This is a genomic window from Streptacidiphilus cavernicola (genome assembly GCF_042510955.1).
GTDB classification, from domain to species: Bacteria; Actinomycetota; Actinomycetes; order Streptomycetales; family Streptomycetaceae; genus Streptacidiphilus; species Streptacidiphilus cavernicola.
Genome location: NZ_JBHFAB010000009.1, coordinates 1 through 17,374, shown reverse-complemented (window position 1 = coordinate 17,374; position 17,374 = coordinate 1). Strand labels below are relative to the sequence as shown.

Below are 17,374 nucleotides of genomic sequence, written 5' to 3'. Positions count from 1 at the left end.
GCTCTCCGACGCCTGTCGGACGGGGCGGGTCGCGGCCGGGTTCACCGGTGGCACCCGCCCCGTTCGCGTGCGCGGACCCGTACGATCCGCTCATGAGTGATCAGCGGGCGCTTCCGCCCTCCTGGGCCGCCGCCATCGCCGCGCTGCGCCGCGGCGACCTGACCCCGCCGGTGCCCCGGCTGGCGGCCACCGTCGTCCTGCTCCGCGCGGGCGCGGCCGGGGCGACCGAGGCGTACCTGCTGCGGCGCCGGGCCTCGATGGCCTTCGCGGGCGGGATGTACGCCTTCCCCGGCGGCGGGGTGGACCCGCGCGACGCCGCCGCCGACATCGGCTGGGCCGGGCCCGACGCGGACGCCTGGGCGCTCCGGCTCGGCTGCCCGGCGCAGACCGCGCGGGCCGTGGTCTGCGCCGCGGTCCGGGAGACCTTCGAGGAGTCCGGGGTGCTGCTGGCGGGCCCTGACCCGGCGTCAGTGGTCGCGGACGTCAGCGGCGAGCAGTGGCGCGCGGACCGGGCGGCGCTGGAGGCGCACGAGCTGTCCTTCGCCGACTTCCTCACCCGCCGCGGCCTGCTGCTGCGCAGCGACCTGCTGGGGGGCTGGGCCCGCTGGATCACCCCGGAGTTCGAGGAGCGCCGCTACGACACCTGGTTCTTCGTCGCGGCCGTCCCGGACGGGCAGCGGACCGCGGAGGTCCCGGGCGAGGCGGACCGGGTGGAGTGGCTGGCCCCGGCCGACGCGGTGGCCCGGGCCGAGGCGGGCGAGTACCTGATGCTGCCGCCGACCGTGACCACCCTGCGCGAGCTGGCCGGGCGGGACAGCGCGGCGGCGCTGTCGGCGGCGAGTGAGCGTTCACTCGCCCCGATCATGGCCAGGGCCGAGGTCGCCCCGTCCGGACGGGTCTCGGTGAGCTGGGACAACTACCCGGAGCTGACCATGGACGGCGACCTCGGCAGCCACCTGGGCGGCGACCTCGGCGGCCAGCCGGGAGGGACGGCGGTATGAGCGGCGGCATCGCGGGCCGGGCCACCGAGCGGGCGTTCTGCGTGCTCGCCCCCAACCCCTCACCGATGACCCTGGACGGGACGAACACCTGGGTGCTGGCCGAGCCGGGCTCCGACCTCGCGGTCGTCATCGACCCGGGACCGCTGCACGAGGGCCATCTGCGCGCGGTGCTCGACCACGTCGAGGGCACCGGACGCCGGGTCGCCGCCACCCTGCTGACGCACGGTCACCCGGACCACGCCGAGGGCGCGGCCCGGTTCGCCGAGCTGGCCGGCACCGGCGTACGCGCCCTGGACCCGGCGCACCGGCTCGGCGACGAGGGCCTGCTGGACGGGGAGGTGCTGGAGGTCGGCGGTCTGGAACTGCGGGTGATGGCCACCCCCGGCCACACCTCCGACTCGCTCTGCTTCCAGCTCACCGCGGACGCCGCGCTGCTGACCGGCGACACCGTGCTGGGACGCGGCAGCACCGTGGTCGCCCACCCGGACGGCAGGCTCGGCGACTACCTGGACACCCTGCGCCGACTGCGGACGCTCGCGGCCCGGCACGACGAGCTCGGCGTCCGCACCGTGCTGCCGGGGCACGGCCCGGTGCTGCCGGACGCGCTGGCCACGGTGGAGTTCTACCTGGCCCACCGGGCATCCAGGCTGGCGCAGGTGGAGACGGCGGTGGAGAGCGGGCTGCGGACCCCGTCCGAGGTGGTCGCCCGGGTCTACGCGGACGTCGATCCGGCGCTGTGGCCCGCGGCGGAGTGGTCGGTGCGGGCGCAGCTGGAGTACCTGGGCGAGCACGGCCTGATCTGACGGTATGAGGATTCAACCCGCACGGGTGAGGGGTACGGCCGCCTGGCCGTACCCCTCACCCGTTTCACTGCGACGCAGCAGGACCGCGGGACAGCAGGACCGCGTCAGCGCGAGCGCCGCGCCAGCCGTTCGACGTCCAGCAGGATCACCGCGCGGGCCTCCAGCCGGAGCCAGCCGCGTCCGGCGAAGTCCGCGAGCGCCTTGTTGACCGTCTCCCGGGAGGCGCCGACGAGCTGCGCCAGCTCCTCCTGGGTGAGGTCGTGGACCACGTGGATGCCCTCGTCCGACTGCACGCCGAAGCGGCGGGACAGGTCCAGCAGGGCCTTGGCGACCCGCCCGGGGACGTCGGAGAAGACCAGGTCGGACATCACGTCGTTGGTCCGGCGCAGCCGCCGGGCGATGGCCCGGAGCAGCGAGATGGCCACCTCGGGCCGGGTCTGCAGCCAGGGCTGCAGGTCGCCGTGGCCCAGGCCCAGCAGCTTGACCTCGGTCAGCGCGGAGGCCGTGGCGGTGCGGGGTCCGGGGTCGAACAGCGACAGCTCGCCGATCATCTCGCTGGGGCCGACCACCGCCAGCATGTTCTCCCGGCCGTCTGCAGAGGTGCGGTGCAGCTTCACCTTGCCCTCGACGATGACGTACAGCCGGTCGCCCGGGTCGCCCTCGTGGAACAGGGACTCGCCGCGCGCGAGCGTGGTCTCCGCCATGGAGGCGCGCAGTTCGGCCGACTGCTCGTCGTCCAGAGCAGTGAAGAGCGGGGCGCGCCGCAGAACGTCGTCCACTCGGTCCTCCTTGTCGGCCGTGCAGGCTTGAGGTGCGATCCCCATCATGCCCGACCGGGAAACAGTGCGATCAATCACAACCAGTGTCGCTCATGGAGAGTCGCGGCTTGTACCCGGGTGCGGAAGTCGTTCTCAGGACTTCCCCGGGAGCTTGCTGCGGACCGGGCCCGGCGGGGCGGGCGCCGGGGCCGGGCGTACGCCGGTCGGCGGCTGCCCCGGGCAGGCGTCCAGCGCCCGGCGCGGGTGCCGGCAGGGGCTGCTGCCGGGACTGGGCACGCCGCTCGGCGGCGCCGGAACCGGCACGGGCACGGGCGGCACGGGCACGGGCACGGGCACCGGAATCGGAATCGGGATCGGCTCGACCGTCGGCACCGGTGCCGGGCTCTCCGTCGCAGTCGGCGTCGCCGTGGGCTCGACCGTCTGGGTCGGGCTCGGGCTCGGCGTCGCGGTCGGTGTGGGCGTCGGCGTCGGCGAAGGCGTCGGGGTCGCCGACATCAGCTGCTGGTAGACCGCGCTGGACTGCGGGTTGTCCTGGCAGTTCAGCACGCCGTGCGGGCAGTAGTCGGTGATGGTCTGGTAGAGCGTGTCGTGGGTCTGGATCCAGTTCAGCATCTGCCGGACGTAGTCCGGGTCGTCCCCGTACTGGAACAGGCCCCACTCCGGGTAGGAAACCGGCTTGTGGTGCGCCGCGGCGAAGTCGACCTGCGCCTGGAGGCCGTACGGCTGGTTCACGTAGTCGTCGAAGCTGCGCCCGGGGCTGAGGTCGTAGCTGTCCATGCCGATCACGTCGACGACGTCGTCACCGGGGTAGCACTGGGTCCACGGGATGTCGTCGGTGCCGCGGGTCGGGTCGAAGTCGAAGCGGAAGGCCTGGCCGGGGACGCTGCGCATGGCGGTGACGATCCGGCGCCAGTACGTCTTCCAGGCGGCCGGGTCGGGGGCGCAGCGGCTGCTGTAGGTGGTGCCGTTCATCTCCCAGCCGAGGGTGATCACGGTGTCGGTCGCGCCCAGCGCGACCAGCCGCCGGGCCAGCTCCAGGAAGTGGCTGTCGAACTCCCCGGACGCGCCGCGCCGTACCAGCGAGCGGACCTCGTAGTCGCTCAGGTTGCCCTCGTTGGCCTGCTGCATCGGGACGGCGAGCACCAGCATCCGGTCCGGCGCGGCCAGTCGCCAGGCCGCCCAGGGCGCGAGCAGCGAGACGCTGCCCTCGATGTCGTCCCAGTTGTAGCCGGGCAGGTAGGTGTGGCCGACCTGGAGCGTGGCGCCGTGCAGCCAGGCCGAGAACTGGTCGAGCCGGGCGTTCGACTGGTCCGAGCCCACGAACGCGCCGAACGGCACCGCGTGCGGCGGCAGCAGGACGGGCGTGGACGCCGAGGCCGACGCAGAGTCCGTCGCGCTCGGCGCCGGTCCGGTGGGCGTGTCGGTCGGCGCCGGGCCGGGCGGCACGGCGTCGCTGTGCGGCCTACGGGCCGCGGAGCCGGGCCAGCCGGGCCCGTGCCCGGTCCAGCCGATCACCGAGGTGAGCAGCACCAGCACCGCGATCCCGAGGCAGACAAGGGGAGCAAGTCGGCGCTGGGGCATGCCGGAAGCCTATATTGTGACGATTTGTCAGTATCCGCGCCGCGCCGGGGCGGGAGCGGCCTTGACGTTCAGTCAAGCCGCGCGGGCAGGCCGAACATCGGGAAGAGCGTGTCGGTGTCGAGGAAGAAGGTGAACCCGGTGACCCGGCCGCCGGACAGGTCGAGCACCTGCAGCGCCCACGGCCTGTGCCCGCCGTCCGGATCGGGCCGGTACTGGCCGAAGGCCGGCGCGCCGTTGGCCACCGTCGGCAGCAGCCGCGAGCCCTGGCACTCGGCGCCGGGGCCGGTCATCCAGGCCCGGATCTCAGGACGCCCGCGCAGCCACAGTGCGTACGGCGGCATCGACATCACCGCGTCCTGGTGCAGCAGCTCGGCCAGGGCGTCCATGTCGTAGCGCTCGAACGCCTGGACGTAGCGGGTCAGCAGGGCGGCCTGCTCCGGGTCCAGCGGCCGGACCGGGTCGGTGTCCGCGACCTCCTGGGCGGACAGGGTGGCACGGGCCCGCTGCAACGCGCTGTTGACCGAGGCGACCGTGGTGTCCAGCAGCTCCGCCACCTCGCCGGCCCGCCAGTCCAGCACCTCGCGCAGGATCAGCACCGCGCGCTGCCGTGCGGGGAGCCGTTGCAGGGCGGCGATCAGCGCCAGCCGCACCGAGTCCCGCTGCGCGGCGACCTCGGCCGGGTCGCCGTCCGCCGCCGCGATCCGGGCGTCGGGGAGCGGGCCGATCCAGGTCACCTCCGGCAGCACGGTGAGCGCGGCGGTCGCCACCGTCGAGGGCCCGGCCAGGTCCATCGGCCTGGCCCTGGCCTTGCGGCTGCGCAGCGCGTCCAGGCAGACGTTGGTCGCGATCCGGTAGAGCCAGGAGCGCAGCGAGGACCGGCCCTCGAAGCCGTCGTGACCGCGCCAGGCCCGGATCATCGCGTCCTGCACCGCGTCTTCGGCCTCCGCCGCGGAGCCGAGCATGCGGTAGCAGTAGCCGGTCAGCTCGCCGCGATACTGCTCCAACCGCAGTTCGAGCGACTCCGACTGCTCGACGTCCGTCATGGCCGACCTCTCCGTCACACGGGTTTCCGCACGGGTGCTCCGTCACCACCGACGCTAGCGAAGCCCACTGACATCGGCAGCGGTGGCGGGCCGCGGCCCCGGAATTGCCCGGTTCCGCGCGGCGCGCAGCAACTATGCTCGGGTCACCGAAAACCCACAGGAGACCTCCGGTGACCGTGCACGAGAGCAGCCAGGGCACCGCCGTCCCGGTGCCCCAGCCCCGATCCGCGGCGGACGCCGCCGTCGCCGCCGAGCCCGGTGCTGCCGCCGCCGACCCGAAGCGCCGACTGGACGTGTCGCGGTCCTGGTTCTCGATCGGCTTCCGGGTCAGTCTGGGCGCGCTGCTGGCGTACTGGCTGGTCCAGGCGGTCGAGCACATCCAGAGCATCGTGATGCTGACCCTGCTGTCGCTGGTGATCGCGGTCAGCGCGGACCCGATCGTGCGCGGGCTGACCCGGCGCGGGATGCGGCGGCCGGTGGCGGTGACCGTGGTCATCATCGGTCTTTTCCTGGTCCTGGGCGGTTTGTCCACGCTGTTCATCGCGCCGATCACCAACGAGATCACCGCCCTCGTCCACAAGGTGCCGAGCTGGCTGCAGGAGCTGCACGACCACCACTCCTTCCTCGGCCGGCTGGAGGACCGCTACCACATCACCGACAAGGCCAAGGCGCAGCTGGGCAGCAGCAGCGGCAGCCTGGTCGGCGGGATCATGGGCGCGGGGCAGGTCCTGGCCACCACGCTGACCGGGCTGTTCATGGTGATCACGCTGACCATGTACTTCCTGGCCGGGCTGCCCACGCTGAAGAACTTCGGGCTGCGCTTCGTGGCCGGCAGCAAGCGCGAACGGGCCGAGAAGCTCGCCGACGAGATCCTGCTGCGCACCGGCCGCTACATGCTGGCCAACGTCGCCACCTCGGTCATCGCCGGGCTGGCCACCTTCATCTGGCTGGAGGCCTGGGGCGTCCCCTACCCGGCGGCGCTGGGGGTGTTCGTCGCGGCGATGGACCTGATCCCGCTGGTCGGCTCGACCATCGGCGGCATCGTGGTCTCGCTGGTGGCGCTGGTGGTCTCCTGGCCGGTGGCGATCGCGACCGCGGCCTTCTACATCGTCTTCCGGGTCGCCGAGGACTACCTGATCATGCCCAGGGCGATGAAGTTCGCGGTCGAGGTGCACCCGCTGGTGACCATCCTGGCGGTCCTGGTCGGCGGCAGCCTGCTCGGCATCATCGGCGCCCTGCTGGCCATCCCGATCGCGGTGGCCATCGGCCTGATCCTGGACGACGCCGTCTTCCCCCGGATCGCCCGCCGCTGACACCCGGTCAGCGACGGGTCCGTACCGGCTGCCGCGAGGTGTCTAGTCCGCTGCTGCCTCCGGGGGCGACCAGGGGCCCCGGACCAGCGGCATCTCCGAGCTGCCGCCGGAGCGGGGGCGGACCGCGAGGACCTGGTTGACGCCGATCCCGTTCTGCTCGAAGGCCAGCGCCGACGCCGCCATGTAGAGCCGCCAGATCCGGGCCCGGCCGGGGGTGACCAGGCGTACCGCGTCGGCCCACTCGCGTTCCAGGTTGGCCACCCAGGCGCGCAGGGTGAGCGCGTAGTGCTCGCGGATGGACTCCAGGTCCCGTACTTCGAGACCGGCCCGTTCCAGCAGCGACACCGTGCTGCCGACCGGCGACAGCTCCCCGTCAGGGAAGACGTAGCGGTCGATGAACTCGTCGACGGCGTAAGTCGACTCGTCCTCGCGCGGGGGCCTGGCGATCTGGTGGTTGAGCAGTCGGCCGCCGGGCCTGAGCAGCCCGTGCAGTTGGCGCGCGTAGGTGAGGTAGGCGGCGGAGCCGACGTGCTCGGCCATGCCGATCGAGGAGATCGCGTCGAACGGGCCGTCGTCGATCTGCCGGTAGTCCTGCACCCGGATCTCCACCCGGTCGGTCAGCCCGGCGTCCACCACCCGCTTGCGGGCGAACTCCGCCTGCTCGACCGAGATGGTGATGCCGACCGCGTGCACCCCGTAGTGCTCGGCCGCGTGCAGCACCATCGAGCCCCAGCCGCAGCCCACGTCCAGCAGCCGCATGCCGGGCTTGAGCGCGAGCTTGCGGCAGACCAGGTCCAGCTTCGCGGCCTGAGCCTGCTCCAAGGTGCTGTCGCGGTCCGGCCAGTAGCCGCAGGAGTAGACCATGGAGGGACCGAGCACCATGGTGTAGAAGTCGTTGCCGACGTCGTAGTGGTGGCTGATCGCCGCGCGGTCGCGGCGCAGGGTGTGCTTCAGGCCATGCCGCGGCGGCACCTCCTCGCGCGGCGGCGGCGGGGGCAGCGAGGGTCCGGCCAGCGCCAGCACCTGTCCCGCCGTCCGCAGCAGCCGGGTGTCCGGGCGCAGGCCGCGGGCGCGCCGCGGCTCGGGCTGCTCGGTGCGCTGCCACAGCAGCGGGGCCAGTCGCCGCAGCGCCTCGTACAGGTCGCCCTCGACGGTGATCTCCCCGGCCACCCAGGCGCGGGCCAGGCCGAGTTCACCGGGCCGCCAGAGCAGCCGGTGCAGTGCCCTGCGGCTGCGGACGACCAGGGTGGGCGCGTCCGCGGGCCCCACCTCGCTGCCGTCCCAGGCGCGGAGCCGCAGCGGCAGCGGGCCGCCGAGTGTTTCCTTGAGCAGGGTGTCCAGTCGTCCAGCTGCCTGAACCATGGAAGCGAGCCTCACCTTCGTCACGGGCCCCGAAGCCGCAAGCATTCTTCATATAAGTTGCTATATACATCTACCTCTCCCGGGGCCGACTTGTCGAGCAGTACGATGTGCGATCCGGTCCGGGGAGGGTGGGGATGGGGATTGTCGGCTGGCTGCTGGTGGTCCTGGTGCCGTGCGCCGTCTTCGCGGGGTGGCGGTACATCGCGTACCCGGGCGGATGGGCCTATGCCTTCGGCTCAGCCTACGCACAGGATCGGCGCGTCCTGGGCTCAGCGCGCCGGACCGTCTGGGGGCTCAAGCTGCGGGCCCGGCGGGAGCTGACTGCGGCCAAGGGCGGCGCGAGCGGAGCCAGGGCCCGGTACGGACGGCGGGTCCGCGCGGCCGAGCTGGAGCTGGAGGCGGTGCGCAACCCCGGTCCCGGCGAAGTCCTGGACGGCATGGGCGTGCTCATCCTGCACCAGCACGTGCTCAGGGCCGGGGCGGAGGAGTTCCCACTGGCCCGGTTACGGATCCGGGCGGACCACTCCCGGCGGCGCAGCCACCTCTACCTGACCCGTCCGGACGGGCGGGTGCGGCAGGAGGTCCTGCCCGGCGACCAGTACGACGAGGAGACGGTGCGGACCTTCGTGGTCGCGGTCAAGAACGCCGTTGCCGCCGAGAACAAGGCGCAGCGGCAGCGGCAGGCCCGGATCGCCAAGGCGGAGGCCGCGTTGGAGCGGGCCCGCACCGACACCGCGGCGCACGAGGAGGCCGACCGGCGGCTGGCCGAGGTGGTCGAACGGCACCGGGCGAACCCCGAACTGGACGCGGCCAGGCGCAGGTTGGAGCAGGCGCGGGAGAGCTGGCAGGACCTCACCGGCAGCCGCCCGCGCTGAGCCGGGCCGGATCGCGGCGCGGCCGGTGCTACTCGTCGGCGGCGGGCGCGGAGCCCAGGCGCTCGTCCAGGTAGGCGATCAGCACCGGGACATGACTGTGCGTCACTTCCTTCACCGAGGTGACCAGGGTGACCGTCCCGGTCCCGGCCAGTGCCAGCAGCTGCTGCACGGCCGCCTCCCGAGCCGGGGTCCGGTCGTCCAGCTCGGCCCGGTAGTGCTCGGCGAAGCCGGTGAAGTCGTCCAGGCCGCCGTGGTAGCGGGTGCGGACCTCGGTGGACGGGGCGATCTCCTTCAGCCACAGGTCCACCGCCGCCCGCTGCTTCGACAGGCCGCGCGGCCACAGCCGGTCCACCAGCACCCGGCTGCCGTCGTCCGGTCCCGCCGGGTCGTAGACCCGGCGCACCTGGAACCCGGTTTCCGACGACGTCATCGCAGACCTCCGCTTCGCTCCTCGGCCCCGGTTCCATTGTGGGACCGGCGAGCCCGACCCCGCCCGCTCACCGCCCGCTCACCGCCCGCCGAGGCCGGCCTCCTCCAGGTCGAGGTCGTACTGCAGCAGCCGCCGGGTGGTGTCGCTGATCCGGTGGGTGTCGTACAGCCGCCGCAGCTCCGCCGACTGCAGCGCGATGACGTCGCGCCGCAGCTGCCGGTGCACCTGGAGCACCGAGGCGTCCTCAGGGGACCGGCCCTCCCCGTCGCCGTCCTGGTCGTAGCCCCGGCTCTGCCGCAGCAGCGCCTCCAGCGGGAGCCGGGCCCGCGCCAGTGCGGCCTCGGGCGCGGCGGCGAGGTCGGCGAGCTGGTCGAGGTGCTCAAGACCGGCCCGCGCCAGCAGTTCGCGGGTCTGCTCCTGCTCGCGGGTGGTGTCCTCGGGCTCCAGGGCGATCCCGGAGCGGTTGACCAGCGGCGCCAGGCTCAGCCCCTGCGCTACCAGGGTGAACACCACGATCGCGGTGGTCAGCACCAGCACCAGCGGCCGTCCCGGCAGCGGGCTGCCGTCGTCCGCGACCAGCGGGATCGACAGCGCCGCCGCCAGCGGCATCACCCCGCGGGTGCCGGCCCAGGTCACCACCGCGGCCACCCGCCAGGAGGCCACCCCGCGGACCGGCTCCACCACCGCCGACATCGGCCACACCCACAGCACCCGCAGTCCGATCAGCAGCGCGGCCAGCCCCAGCGCCTGCAACGGCCAGGCGCCGCTGCCCGGCGGCAGCTCGCGGACCATGGTCGGCAGTTCCAGCCCGATGACCGCGAAGACCACGCTCTCCAGCAGGAAGACCACCACCGAGTAGACGGCATGCAGTTGCAGCCGGATCCGGGCGTCGCTCAGCCGGTGCCCGGAGCGGCCGAGCACCACTCCGGCCACCACCACCGCGGTCACCCCCGAGGTGTGCGCGAGCTCGGCCAGGACGTACGCCCCGTACGGGGTGACCAGCGCGATCACGGTCTCCAGCACCGGGTCGGCGGTGCGCCGCCGGATCAGCGCCACCGCCCCGGCCACGGCCGCGCCGATCACGCTGCCGCCGCCCGCCAGCAGCACGAACTGGCCCCCGGCGGCGCCCCAGCCGACCGCGCCGGAGGCGACCGCGAGACCGACCGCGACCTTGAACAGCACCAGCGAGGTGGCGTCGTTGAACAGGCTCTCCGCCTGCACCATCACCTGGACCCGGCCCGGCAGCGACAGCCTGCGGCCCAGCGCGGTCACCGCCACCGGGTCGGTGCTGGCCAGCACCGCTCCCAGCACCAGCGCCATCGGCGCGGTCAGCGGGGTCAGCGCGACCGCCAGCACCCCGACCGCCGCGGCCGAGGCCAGCACCAGTCCCAGCGCCAGGACCGTCACCGGCCGCCAGACGGTGCGCAGATCGCGCAGGGACAGCTCCTCCGCCGAGGCGTAGAGCAGCGGCGGCAGCACCACCAGGCCGATGGTCTCCGGGGCGACGTGCAGCGCGGGGGCGCCGGGTATCAGCGCGACCGCCAGCCCGGCCAGCACCAGCAGCGAGGGCGCGGGAATCCGCCACCGGCGCGCACCCGTCGCCACGACGGTCGCCAGCACCACCAGAACCAGCACCGTGCCCACAGCGCGCATCGGAGGATCTCCTGATCGCCACCGGGGTCCCCGCCGCGGGCCGCGGCAGATCCATCCCCGGGCCGACCAGACTTCCCGGCACACCGTCCGACGACCTTATCAATCGCTCAGCACCCCGGGAACGCCGTACTGATCACGGTTCCGGGCCGATCACAGGTGTCGGCACGGGTCCTAGACTGGAGGCCGGACGCCTTTCGGGAGGCTGCCATGATCCGTCGTTCGTTCCACCTCGACCACGCCGGGCACTCGGTCACCGTCGACCTCCTCGGCGGGCACACCGTGGAGGCGGAGCTGCTGGTCGACGGCAAGGAGCTCGCCGTCCGGCACGAGCGCGGCACGGAGTCGCTGCTGCTGACCGGCGAACTGCCCGACGATCCACCGCAGCCGTTCACGGTCCGGGTGGAGCACGCCCGGCGCGGGGCCCGGCACGCGGCCTGCGTGCTGGTGCTCGCCGGACGCGAGCTGCCGATGCCGGAGCGGACGGCGGCCTGAGCGGACGCGTCCCTGGCTAGGGCGATTCCGGGTCGCCGCCGCCGCGGAAGGCCGCGGCCAGGGCCGCGACGGCGAAGCCGGTCAGCACCGCCGTCGCGCACACCGGGCCCGCCGACGGCGGGACCAGGTGCAGGGTCAGCGTCACCGCGGCCACCCCCAGCGCGGTGCCCAGGCCCCGGGTCATGTTCACCATGCCGCCGCCGGTGCCCGCGGCCGAGGCCGGGATCACCCGCATCACCTGGGTGTTGTTGGCCGGCAGGAACACCCCGAGGGCCAGCCCGAGCAGCGCCAGCGGCACCGGCAGCAACTCGCTCCGGAACGGCAGCAGGAGCAGCAGGGCCAGCGCGGCCACGCAGCCGGCCGCCCCGGCCCTGCCCCGGGCCCGGTCGTCCCAGCCGGGCGGGAGGAGCCGTTCGGCCAGCGCCGCGGCCAGTGCGAACCCCAGCGGCAGTGCGGTCAGCACCAGGCCGGAGGCCAGGGCGCCGACGCCCTGCCGGGCCAGCGCCAGCGGGACCAGCACCAGCGGGCCGAACAGCACCAGGTAGCCGCACATCCCGCCGAACAGCCCGGGGGCGATCCCGCCGGACCGCAGCAGCCGCAGGTCCACCAGCGGATGCGGACAGCGGGCCTGGCGGCGGACGAAGGCCAGGCCGCCGCCGACCGCGACCAGCAGCAGCACCCCGCCGACCCAGTACGGCGGGCCGAGGCCGGAGCACACGGACAGGGCCAGCAGCGCGCTGGTGGTGGTCAGCGCCAGCAGCAGCACCCCGGCCAGGTCGGCCCGGCTCGCGGCGCTGCGCCGGTGGGTGCGGGGGAGCAGGTAGTGCCCGGCGACCAGGGCGACCACGCCGATCGGGACGTTGATGCCGAAGACCCAGCGCCAGCCGATGGTGTCCACCAGGGCGCCGCCGACGGTCGGGCCCAGCGCCAGGCCGATGGCCTGTCCGGCCGCCTGCATGCCGAGCGCGGCCCGCATCTTCCCGGCCGGGGCGGTGGTGGTGACCAGCGCGACGCTGTTGGCCTGGAGCATGGCCGCGCCCGCGGCCTGGACCACCCGGAAGGCGATCAGCGCGCCGAGCGAGGGGGCCAGTCCGCAGGCGGCGGAGGCGGCGGTGAAGACGGCGAAGCCGTAGAGGTACATCAGCTTGCGCCCGTGCCGGTCGGACAGCCGTCCGACCGGGATGAGCAGGGCGACCAGTGCCAGCATGTAGGCCAGCGAGACCCACTCGACGGCCGCGTAGCTGCTGTGGAAGCCGGTGCGCAGCGCGCCGTAGGTGAGGGTGACGATGCTGGCGTCGAGCTGGCCCATGAAGGCGCCGAAGCAGACCGCGGCCACCGCGAGCCGCCAGGCCCACGGCTGGTTGCGGATGCGCTCGGGCCGGGGCCGTTCCCAGGTCAGCAGGGCCAGCCCGCGGGGTCGGCGGACGCTCTGCTCGGGTATCGCCATGCCGCCAGCTTATCTCGGTGGCAGATATAATCTGAAGCCGAGCTTGTCTGACGGGGAGATGAACCCTCGGTGCGGTCAGCGGTCAGCGGTCAGCGGTCAGCGGTCAGCGCGAGGCGCAGCCCACCACGGCCGCGACCAGGCAGCCCAGCGCCAGTAACGCGACCGTCAGCAGGACCTGCGTCGGCGACTGGCCCAGCGGTCGGCGCAGCCGCATCCGTCCCTGCCGGGTGCGCCACTGCAGGTAGCCGACCACGGTGGTGGCGGCGGCCAGGGCGATCAGGTAGCAGGCCAGCGCGAGCCGCAGCGGGAACGGCGCCAGCTGGTGCAGCTGCAGTACGGCGAGGGCGCCCGCGAACATGCCCAGCGCGGTCCTGGTCCAGGCCAGGAAGGTGCGCTCATTGGCGAGGGTGGCCCGGTAGTCGGGCTCCTCGCCCTGCTGCCACCAGGCCTGGCCGTCGGGCGCCCGCTCGGGCCGGGCCGCCGCGTCCTCGGTCGCCATGCGGGCCGCTCCTTCAGGGGGTGACCAGGGGGAAGTTCGGGTCGAAGCTGTCGAGCAGGGCGGCGAAGTCGGTCAGCGCGCTCGCGTCGCCGGTGAGCGCCACCGCGCCGCGTTGGACCAGCTGGTCGGCCGAGTCCGGCCGCAGCAGCACCCCGGAGAGGGCGGCTTTGGGGCCCGAGACGGTGAGCCGGGTGTCCGGCGACGCCCCGAGCCTGGCGTTGAGCACGCCGTGGCCGACCCACATGGTCCAGGTCTGGTCCAGGTCGGTGAAGGCGAAGTCGATCCGCAGCTCGGCCTCGGCCGCCTTCTCGCCGATGAGGTGGACCGCGACGAAGTCGAACAGGATGTCGATCGGCATCGCCAGGACGGTGTCCTGGCTGGCGGTGGCGAAGGTGGCGGGCTGGACCCCCTCGCGCAGCTCCTTGGCGGCGGTCAGCAGGATGCCGCGCCACTGCGGGCCCTCGGCCTGGTAGCCCATCTGCTCGTAGGCGTCGGCCTGGAGGTCGCGGGCTGCCTGGTTCTCCGGCTGGGCGAAGACCAGGGTGTGCAGCAGCTGCGTCACCCAGCGGTAGTCGGCGGCGGCGAAGGCCCGGCGCCCCTCCTCCATGATCTTCTCGGCGCCGATCAGCTCGGTGAACCGGCGGGCCGACTCGACCGGCGGGTGCGGGTGCAGCGAGACCGGGTCGCCGTCCCACAGGCCCAGCTCCTTTGCGAACACCGCCCGGACGTCGTGGTGCAGCGTGCCGTGGTAGCCGCGGTTGAACCACCTGCGGCCCAGCGCCTCCGGCAGTTCGATCTCCTCGGCCGCCTCCAGCGGGGTGCGGCCCTTGTTGGCCAGCCGCAGCGCCTGGTCGTGGATGTACTTGTAGGTGTCCCGCTGCGACTCCAGCAGGGTGACCACGCCGTCGTTGCCCCAGACCGGCCAGGTGTGCGGCCCGTAGTGGACCTGGGCCTGGTCGCCCCAGCGCTGCAGCGTCTCGTCCAGGTAGCGGGCGAAGTTGCGCGCGTCCCGGGTGCGGGCGCCGCGCAGGGTCTGGATGTTGTGCAGGCTGTGGTTGGCGTTCTCGCCGCAGGTCAGCGCGCCGAGCTGGGGGATTCAGAGGTGCATCTCCTCCGGCGCCTCGGTGTCCGGGGCGTAGAGGAACTCGAACTCCAGGCCGCCCAGGTCGCGCCGGGTGCCGGTCTCGGTGATCGGGTCGGTCGGCGAGAGGTAGGAGATGGTCACGCCCGGGACCGAGGTGATGCCGATGCCGCAGCTGACGTGCCCAGTCGGGCTGAGGTCGAGCAGGCTGCCGAAGGCGTAGGAGGCGCGGCGCGACATGGCGTTGCCGGCGATGACGTTCTCGCCCAGCGCGTGCTTGTCGAAGGACGCGACCGTGCCCGGGGCGATGATCGGGACCTTGCCCGACGCCACGTCGGCCGGGTCCACCACGCCCTTGACGCCGCCGTAGTGGTCGATGTGGGTGTGCGTGTAGACCACTGCGGCCAGCGGCTTGTCGCTGACGTGCTCGCGGACCATGGCCATGCCCTGCCGGGCCGCCTCGACCGAGGCCGTGCAGTCGACGACCACCAGGCCGGTCTCGCCCTCGATCACGGTCAGGTTGGCGATGTCGTTGTTGCGCACCTGGTAGACGCCGTCGACCACCTTGTACAGCCCGCCCTTGCGGATCAGCTGGGACTGCCGCCACAGGCTCGGGTGGACGGTGTCCGGGGCGGGTGCGTCGTCGGCGAGGTAGTCGAACCTGGCCGTGTCGAAGACGACCTTGCCGTCGGTGCTGTAGAGCTTGTCCGGGAAGGGCGCGATCAGGCCGCGGTCGGCGTCGGCGAAGTCCTGCCGGTCGGCCATGTCGTACCGGGCGACCGCTTCGCGGTTGGCGGCGGCGGTCGCGGATGTGGCGTCCTTCGGAGTGCGGACCATGCTGACGACTCCTCTGCCCGTGGACCACCCACGCTTCCCTGCCGGGCCGGGCCCGGCAACGCGGGCAGCCCGTCCGGGCGACGCCGGTCCGTCACCGGGCCCGCCGGCATGGGGCGGGCCTGGCGGATCCGGGGTTCCTCGGCGAGGTGTGAGTGCTGCTGACGGTTCGACACGGGGCCGAGCAGGCAGGTCGGACCCCGCCGCCGCGACGGACGCCGAGCGCAGCCGGCCGAGCGCCGGCTCTCGGACACCGCGGATCTGCGGTCCGTTGTCGGTCGTGGCCCGTAGGCTGGTCGGTATGGCGAAGAGTGGTGGTGCTGCGGTTACCGGTGGGCCGGGGTTCAACAAGGCGAAGGTGCCGACGACGCACACCGGGCTGGTGCGGCAGGCGCGGAAGATCAACCGGGCGCTGGCGGAGGTGTATCCGTACGCGCATCCGGAGCTGGACGGGGCTTGACCCTGTTGTGAGGACACGTCTTATGCAGCTTGGGCGAGTGTAGTTGCTTGGTTTTCGAGGGTCGTCTCGAAGGTGATCGGGCTGGTCTGGCCGAGGTAGGAGTGGCTTCGGCGGGTGTTGTAGCGGGTGAGCCAGCGGAAGGCGGTCAGCCGGGCTTGGTCGGCGGTGGCCCAGTTCGAGGAGCCCCGGAGGGTCTCGCGTTTGAGGGAGGCGTTGAACGCTTTGGCCAGGGCGTTGTCGGCGGAGCTGCCGACGGCGCTCAGGACCGGGTCACACCGGCACGGTGGCAGCCGTCGGCGAATGCCCTGGACGTGTATTGCGCTCCGTGATCGCTGGGAAAAGCGCTCCGCGCAGGCTGCCGCGGGTGCGCTCGGCAGCCGTGAGGGCGTCGATGACCAGGTCGGCGCGCATGCCGTCGGAGTCGGCATGGACGGCACGTATGCGCTCCGCGAGTACGGCATCGGCGGCCGCTCTGGCGGAACGGGCCGGGGCACCGGCCGTCCAGCGGTAGAACCCGGATCGGGACAGGCCCATGACCTGGCACAGCCGCTTGACGCCGAAGGCGTGCTGGTGGTCGGCGACGAACTGGAAGCGGCTCACCAGTTGGTCTCGCCCGCGAAATACTTCGCTGCCCGGCGCAGGATCTCGCGCTCCTGCTTCAGCTCGGCGACCTGCCGACGAAGCTCCCGGTTCTCCGCCTCGACCGTACTCTCGACCGGCGCCGGACGAGAGGGAGTCGGACGCGCCACGGTGCCCGGGGCCGCCGCACGGATCCAGCTCCGCAGCGTCTCGGTGTTCACCCCCAGATCAGCGGCGACCGAAGCGACCCTCACGCCCGGACGCGAGCGGTACAACGCGACAGCATCCGCCTTGAACTCCAGCGGGTAGCGCTTCATCCCCACAGGGACTCCGTTCTCCTGAACCATCAAGATCCAGTGTCTACGGTGTCCTCACAACAGGGGTAACGCCCGTCCAGGTCTTCCCCAACGACGACGCCCTGCTCAGGCTCGTCACCGCCGTGCTGTTCGAGCTACACGACGAATGGATCGCCTTCCCCCGCCGCTACCTGCCTGAAGGCAGCATGGAAGAGCTCTACCCAATCGAACTCCCCGAAAGCGCCCCCGCACTACCCAACACCACCACCGAGTGATCGCCTACATCACACCAAGGGACGCGATCCGGATACCGAGGTTCGCTACCGGTCGGTCGATCTCCTGGGCTGCCTTGGACAGGCTTCGAGGGCTTACGCGGACGGTGTGTCCGCCCTGCTGGGCGACAGCGCTTCCAGGGCGACGCGCTCCGGCACGGTGCCCGTCGCTGACGCGGCCTTGTGGGCCTTGGTGCGGTTGAACGACTCTCGCTGTGTGCCAGGGCTGCTCGAGCGGATCGGTGGATCACCAAGCGGGTTTGCCCGAGGCAGCGGGGTGCACGTCAGCCGAGGGTTGCCCTACTTCCCACAACTGCCGGCCCTCAGCGAGCTGCTGCTGGAGGCCGGTGATCATGCCGAGATGCTGCTTCCGGCAGTCCGCTACCAGTTGCGTCGCACGACGGACGGTCAGCTGCTCAGCCGGTTCGCAGAGGTGCTTGCGGCCTGGGGGCTGTCAGCGACGGCGCTTTTCCCCTACTTCGGGCGGTTGCTGTCGGCGTAATTCCCCACCCTGACGGCGGTCGGTTCCCCAGGGGGATCCCGGTCGTCGGCAGGGGCCGGTCTACTCCCGGTT

General features: G+C 72.9%; 16 protein-coding genes and 3 pseudogenes. 8 read left to right on the top strand and 11 right to left on the bottom strand.

Annotated elements, in window-relative coordinates; all coding sequences use genetic code 11:
- Positions 1-92: 92 nt before the first annotated feature.
- Together ACEZDE_RS14150 and ACEZDE_RS14145 are read left to right on the top strand one after the other, a co-directional pair.
- The gene (locus ACEZDE_RS14150; protein WP_380536186.1) at positions 93-1,001 is read left to right on the top strand and encodes an NUDIX hydrolase; all 909 of its coding nucleotides are present in this window, start codon (positions 93-95) and stop codon (positions 999-1,001) included.
- A complete protein-coding gene (locus ACEZDE_RS14145) occupies positions 998-1,804 on the top strand; it encodes an MBL fold metallo-hydrolase (RefSeq protein WP_380536183.1) in 807 nt (268 codons plus the stop codon). The genes ACEZDE_RS14150 and ACEZDE_RS14145 overlap by 4 nt, the downstream gene beginning before the upstream one ends.
- A gap of 104 nt (positions 1,805-1,908) precedes the next feature.
- Here ACEZDE_RS14145 and ACEZDE_RS14140 read toward each other — a convergent pair whose 3' ends face one another.
- The 3 genes from ACEZDE_RS14140 to ACEZDE_RS14130 all read right to left on the bottom strand — a co-directional run bounded on the left by ACEZDE_RS14140 (position 1,909) and on the right by ACEZDE_RS14130 (position 5,225).
- Positions 1,909-2,583, bottom strand: coding sequence for a Crp/Fnr family transcriptional regulator (locus ACEZDE_RS14140; RefSeq protein WP_380536181.1), 675 nt, complete (start codon positions 2,581-2,583; stop codon positions 1,909-1,911).
- Between the two features lie 132 nt (positions 2,584-2,715).
- Positions 2,716-4,164 (bottom strand): glycoside hydrolase family 26 protein, encoded by a 1,449-nt coding sequence (locus ACEZDE_RS14135; protein ID WP_380536179.1) that lies wholly within the window; start codon positions 4,162-4,164, stop codon positions 2,716-2,718.
- Positions 4,165-4,232: 68 nt separating this feature from the next.
- Positions 4,233-5,225, bottom strand: coding sequence for a sigma-70 family RNA polymerase sigma factor (locus ACEZDE_RS14130; RefSeq protein ID WP_380536177.1), 993 nt, complete (start codon positions 5,223-5,225; stop codon positions 4,233-4,235).
- Positions 5,226-5,377: 152 nt separating this feature from the next.
- On the opposite strand from ACEZDE_RS14130, the gene ACEZDE_RS14125 reads away from it, so the two are divergent.
- A complete protein-coding gene (locus tag ACEZDE_RS14125) occupies positions 5,378-6,520 on the top strand; it encodes an AI-2E family transporter (RefSeq protein WP_380536175.1) in 1,143 nt (380 codons plus the stop codon).
- Positions 6,521-6,562: 42 nt separating this feature from the next.
- Here the strand turns inward: ACEZDE_RS14125 and ACEZDE_RS14120 are convergent, their stop codons facing one another.
- Complete coding sequence (locus ACEZDE_RS14120; protein WP_380536174.1) at positions 6,563-7,882, bottom strand: class I SAM-dependent methyltransferase; 1,320 nt, start codon at positions 7,880-7,882, stop codon at positions 6,563-6,565.
- A gap of 134 nt (positions 7,883-8,016) precedes the next feature.
- Between ACEZDE_RS14120 and ACEZDE_RS14115 the strand changes: the two genes are divergently transcribed.
- The gene (locus tag ACEZDE_RS14115) at positions 8,017-8,757 is read left to right on the top strand and encodes a hypothetical protein (protein WP_380536172.1); all 741 of its coding nucleotides are present in this window, start codon (positions 8,017-8,019) and stop codon (positions 8,755-8,757) included.
- Between the two features lie 28 nt (positions 8,758-8,785).
- On the opposite strand, the gene ACEZDE_RS14110 is transcribed toward ACEZDE_RS14115, so the two are convergent.
- Both ACEZDE_RS14110 and ACEZDE_RS14105 read right to left on the bottom strand, forming a co-directional pair.
- Positions 8,786-9,187: a DUF488 domain-containing protein gene (locus ACEZDE_RS14110; protein ID WP_380536170.1), complete on the bottom strand. Its 402-nt coding sequence runs from the start codon at positions 9,185-9,187 to the stop codon at positions 8,786-8,788.
- 78 nt (positions 9,188-9,265) lie between these two features.
- Positions 9,266-10,840, bottom strand: a complete 1,575-nt coding sequence (locus ACEZDE_RS14105; protein WP_380536169.1) for a Na+/H+ antiporter — start codon at positions 10,838-10,840, stop codon at positions 9,266-9,268.
- 207 nt (positions 10,841-11,047) lie between these two features.
- Between ACEZDE_RS14105 and ACEZDE_RS14100 the strand changes: the two genes are divergently transcribed.
- A complete protein-coding gene (locus ACEZDE_RS14100; protein ID WP_380536167.1) occupies positions 11,048-11,332 on the top strand; it encodes a hypothetical protein in 285 nt (94 codons plus the stop codon).
- 16 nt (positions 11,333-11,348) lie between these two features.
- Here the strand turns inward: ACEZDE_RS14100 and ACEZDE_RS14095 are convergent, their stop codons facing one another.
- The 4 genes from ACEZDE_RS14095 to ACEZDE_RS14080 all read right to left on the bottom strand — a co-directional run bounded on the left by ACEZDE_RS14095 (position 11,349) and on the right by ACEZDE_RS14080 (position 15,196).
- The gene (locus tag ACEZDE_RS14095; RefSeq protein ID WP_380536166.1) at positions 11,349-12,779 is read right to left on the bottom strand and encodes an MFS transporter; all 1,431 of its coding nucleotides are present in this window, start codon (positions 12,777-12,779) and stop codon (positions 11,349-11,351) included.
- Between the two features lie 103 nt (positions 12,780-12,882).
- The gene (locus ACEZDE_RS14090; protein ID WP_380536164.1) at positions 12,883-13,278 is read right to left on the bottom strand and encodes a YidH family protein; all 396 of its coding nucleotides are present in this window, start codon (positions 13,276-13,278) and stop codon (positions 12,883-12,885) included.
- A 13-nt stretch (positions 13,279-13,291) separates the two neighbouring features.
- Entirely contained in the window at positions 13,292-14,179 is an 888-nt protein-coding gene (locus ACEZDE_RS14085; protein WP_380536162.1) for an alkyl sulfatase dimerization domain-containing protein, read from the bottom strand.
- A 195-nt stretch (positions 14,180-14,374) separates the two neighbouring features.
- Entirely contained in the window at positions 14,375-15,196 is an 822-nt protein-coding gene (locus ACEZDE_RS14080) for an MBL fold metallo-hydrolase (RefSeq protein WP_380536160.1), read from the bottom strand.
- Positions 15,197-15,494: 298 nt separating this feature from the next.
- Here ACEZDE_RS14080 and ACEZDE_RS14075 point away from each other — a divergent pair.
- Positions 15,495-15,644: pseudogene (locus tag ACEZDE_RS14075) on the top strand (endonuclease III); the annotation flags it as partial.
- 29 nt (positions 15,645-15,673) lie between these two features.
- On the opposite strand, the pseudogene ACEZDE_RS14070 reads toward ACEZDE_RS14075, so the two are convergent.
- A pseudogene (locus tag ACEZDE_RS14070) lies at positions 15,674-16,555 on the bottom strand (transposase).
- A gap of 68 nt (positions 16,556-16,623) precedes the next feature.
- Between ACEZDE_RS14070 and ACEZDE_RS14065 the strand changes: the two are divergent.
- Together ACEZDE_RS14065 and ACEZDE_RS14060 are read left to right on the top strand one after the other, a co-directional pair.
- Positions 16,624-16,803: pseudogene (locus ACEZDE_RS14065) on the top strand (transposase); the annotation flags it as partial.
- Between the two features lie 106 nt (positions 16,804-16,909).
- Positions 16,910-17,302 carry a hypothetical protein gene (locus tag ACEZDE_RS14060; RefSeq protein ID WP_380536156.1) on the top strand — a complete coding sequence of 131 codons (393 nt, stop codon included), beginning with the start codon at positions 16,910-16,912 and terminating at the stop codon, positions 17,300-17,302.
- Positions 17,303-17,374: the final 72 nt, after the last annotated feature.

Coding starts and splice junctions, on each gene's coding strand:
- ACEZDE_RS14100 (WP_380536167.1), top strand. CDS start 11,048: ATGATCCGTCGTTCGTTCCACCTCGACCACGCCGGGCACTCGGTCACC.
- ACEZDE_RS14115 (WP_380536172.1), top strand. CDS start 8,017: ATGGGGATTGTCGGCTGGCTGCTGGTGGTCCTGGTGCCGTGCGCCGTC.
- ACEZDE_RS14105 (WP_380536169.1), bottom strand. CDS start 10,840: ATGCGCGCTGTGGGCACGGTGCTGGTTCTGGTGGTGCTGGCGACCGTC.
- ACEZDE_RS14090 (WP_380536164.1), bottom strand. CDS start 13,278: ATGGCGACCGAGGACGCGGCGGCCCGGCCCGAGCGGGCGCCCGACGGC.
- ACEZDE_RS14095 (WP_380536166.1), bottom strand. CDS start 12,779: ATGGCGATACCCGAGCAGAGCGTCCGCCGACCCCGCGGGCTGGCCCTG.
- ACEZDE_RS14150 (WP_380536186.1), top strand. CDS start 93: ATGAGTGATCAGCGGGCGCTTCCGCCCTCCTGGGCCGCCGCCATCGCC.
- ACEZDE_RS14120 (WP_380536174.1), bottom strand. CDS start 7,882: ATGGTTCAGGCAGCTGGACGACTGGACACCCTGCTCAAGGAAACACTC.
- ACEZDE_RS14080 (WP_380536160.1), bottom strand. CDS start 15,196: ATGGTCCGCACTCCGAAGGACGCCACATCCGCGACCGCCGCCGCCAAC.
- ACEZDE_RS14135 (WP_380536179.1), bottom strand. CDS start 4,164: ATGCCCCAGCGCCGACTTGCTCCCCTTGTCTGCCTCGGGATCGCGGTG.
- ACEZDE_RS14110 (WP_380536170.1), bottom strand. CDS start 9,187: ATGACGTCGTCGGAAACCGGGTTCCAGGTGCGCCGGGTCTACGACCCG.
- ACEZDE_RS14145 (WP_380536183.1), top strand. CDS start 998: ATGAGCGGCGGCATCGCGGGCCGGGCCACCGAGCGGGCGTTCTGCGTG.